Here is a 2,427-nt window from a genome sequence, read left to right as displayed (position 1 = left end):
GCGGGTGGTGCCGACGGCAGACGGGGCGGGCGTTTGGGCATGGGCGGCAGCGGGCACGGCGGCCAGGGCCGAAAGGAGCAGAAAAGAGGTGGCGGAGGTTTTCATGGTGCAGAAAAAAGCGGTTGCTGAAGCAGAGCCCCGAGCCGCTAACCGGCTGGGAATGGGACAAAGCAACGACGCCCCCGAACCCCTTTTTCTACCTTTTCGACCACGCCCGGCCACTTTCCGACGAAAAGCCCGGCCCGGTTTTTTAGTCGAAAAAATCCCCGGCTTAGTCGAAAAACCGCCCACCGCCCGCTGTTTCCCGGCCCAAAACCCGCCACCTTCGCCCCATGCAACCCACCGCCCCCGCCGACCGCCCCAGTCGCTTCCCGTTCATCTTCGAACTCCTCATCTGGAGCCTGTACGTGGGCATCTACAAGTACAGCTTCTACCTCGAAGAAGCCGCCCACCAGCACCGGCCGGCCCGGGCCAACTTCCCTTTTCCGCAGCTCATGCTGTTTGCGCTGCTGGCCACGCTGTACGTGTTGCCCTGGTACCGCTGGCTGGTGCCGCGGCTGCTGCGGCAGCGTCGCTACGCGCTGCTGGCGGTGGGCTCGTTGCTGTACCTGTGGTGGGGCATCAAGCTGAACAGCTGGCTGATGGCGCTGCTGTTCAGCCCGATAGCCGTGCCGCCGGTGCTGGTCGATTTCTACCACTTCTACGCCGCCATCACGCCGAAGCAGCTGCTGGGCATCCAGAACCCGGTGCTGGGGCTGTTGCTCACCGATATGCTGGCCTTTGGCTGCGTGGCCTTCGTACGGGCGGCCTTCGAGCAGGAAACGCGCCGCCGGCTATTGGAGCGCGACCACCTGGCCCTGCAGCTCACGCAGCTCAAAAGCCAGCTGCAGCCGCACTTTTTGTTCAATACCCTCAACAGCATCTACGGCCTGAGCCTGGCCGGCTCGCCCGAAACACCGCGCTTCATTCTGCTGCTCTCGGAGCTGATGCGCTACGTGCTCTACGACAGCGGCAAGGAGTTTATCGCGCTGCCCGAAGAAGTGGTGTTTCTCGAAAACTACTTCGAGATGGAACAGCGCAAGTACGCCGGGGCCCGCATCGAGCTGCGCACCCACGGCGAGATGGCCGGCCGCCAGGTGCCACCGCTGCTGCTGCTGCCGCTGGTGGAAAATAGCTTCAAGCACGGCCGCCACCATTTTTCCGATAAGGCCAGCGTGGAGGCCACACTCACGGCCTCATCTGGCCGGCTGCATTTCGTCATCGAAAACGACATGCTGCCGGATATGTCTGCGGCCGCACCCAGCGGCAAGCGCAGCGGCGGCATCGGCCTGGTGAACATCCGCCAGCGGCTGCAGCTGTATTACCCCGACGCGCACGAGCTGACGCTGTCGGAGCAGGCGGGCCGGTACCGGGCCGAAGTGGTGTTGAACGGGTAGAGACGCAACATTTTGCGTCTCGTCGTTGAACGGAATCGCAAGGCGGTATAAACGCAAGTCGTTCAACGACGAGACGCAAAATGTTGCGTCTCTACTTCATTTGGGCCGCATCTTTGCCCCATGTCCTCCCCCATTCGCTGCCTGATTGTCGATGACGAGCCGCTGGCCCACCAGGTGCTCACGCAGTTCATTGCCCAAACGCCCGGCCTGGTGCTCACCGGCACTTGCCGCAACGCCATGGAAGCCCACGAGCACCTCGGCAGCCAGCCCGTCGATTTGCTGTTTCTCGACATCGAAATGCCGCTGATAAACGGGCTGGCCTTCCTGCGCACGCTGAAGAACCCGCCCAAAACCATCCTCACCACCGCCTACCGCGAATACGCCTATGAGGGCTACGAGCTGGAAGTGCTCGACTACCTGCTCAAGCCCTTTAGCTACGAGCGGTTTCGCAAGGCTACGGGCCGCCTGCAAGTGGCGGCCGCCCCGGCTGAGGAAGAAAAGTCGCTGCTGCTCAAAGACCAGGGCAACCTGTACAAGGTGCCGTACCGCGACATTCAGTACGTGGAGGGCTGCAAGGACTACGTGAAGGTGGTGACGACCGCCAAAACCCACCTGCACCACGCCACCATGAAGGAAATGGCCGACCTGCTCGGCCCCGATTTTGGGCGCGTGCACCGCTCGTTTATCGTGGGCGCGGCCCATATCCGCCGCCTGCAGCCCGAGCAAATTGAGCTTATCGACGGCAGCCTGATTCCCATCGGTCAGTCGTACAAGCCCGAGCTGCTGGCCTGGTTTAAGAAGTAGACGTTAGTGCACGTAGTCGGCCAGCTTGCGCATTTGGGCCGGCTCGTACACTTGGCCGTTTTTCACCACCAAATGCACCCGGCGCAGGTCACGGATTTGCGCCAGCGGGTTGCCGTCGACGATGAGCACATCGGCCTGCTTGCCGGCGTCGAGCGAGCCGGCGCGCTGCTCGGCCTGCATGGCGCGG

At 62.8% G+C, this 2,427-nt stretch carries 2 protein-coding genes and 1 pseudogene; 2 read left to right on the top strand and 1 reads right to left on the bottom strand.

Translation table 11 applies throughout. The annotated features are described in order from the left end of the window. The first annotated feature begins 332 nt into the window (after window positions 1–332). Together ACYVDE_RS20340 and ACYVDE_RS20335 are read left to right on the top strand one after the other, a co-directional pair. A complete protein-coding gene (locus ACYVDE_RS20340; protein WP_460503362.1) occupies window positions 333–1,436 on the top strand; it encodes a sensor histidine kinase in 1,104 nt (367 codons plus the stop codon). Window positions 1,437–1,556: 120 nt separating this feature from the next. Then, on the top strand, window positions 1,557–2,240 hold the full coding sequence (locus ACYVDE_RS20335) for a LytR/AlgR family response regulator transcription factor (protein WP_460503361.1): 684 nt from the start codon (window positions 1,557–1,559) through the stop codon (window positions 2,238–2,240). A 3-nt stretch (window positions 2,241–2,243) separates the two neighbouring features. On the opposite strand, the pseudogene ACYVDE_RS20330 reads toward ACYVDE_RS20335, so the two are convergent. After that, window positions 2,244–2,427: pseudogene (locus ACYVDE_RS20330) on the bottom strand (hypothetical protein); the annotation flags it as partial.

Source organism: Hymenobacter agri (assembly GCF_054778495.1).
The sequence above is the reverse complement of the archived record's forward strand: the minus strand, read 5'-3'. Positions and strand labels throughout refer to the sequence as shown.

Excerpts from the sequence above, each read along its gene's own strand:
- ACYVDE_RS20340 (WP_460503362.1), top strand. The coding sequence starts at position 333 with ATGCAACCCACCGCCCCCGCCGACCGCCCCAGTCGCTTCCCGTTCATC.
- ACYVDE_RS20335 (WP_460503361.1), top strand. The coding sequence starts at position 1,557 with ATGTCCTCCCCCATTCGCTGCCTGATTGTCGATGACGAGCCGCTGGCC.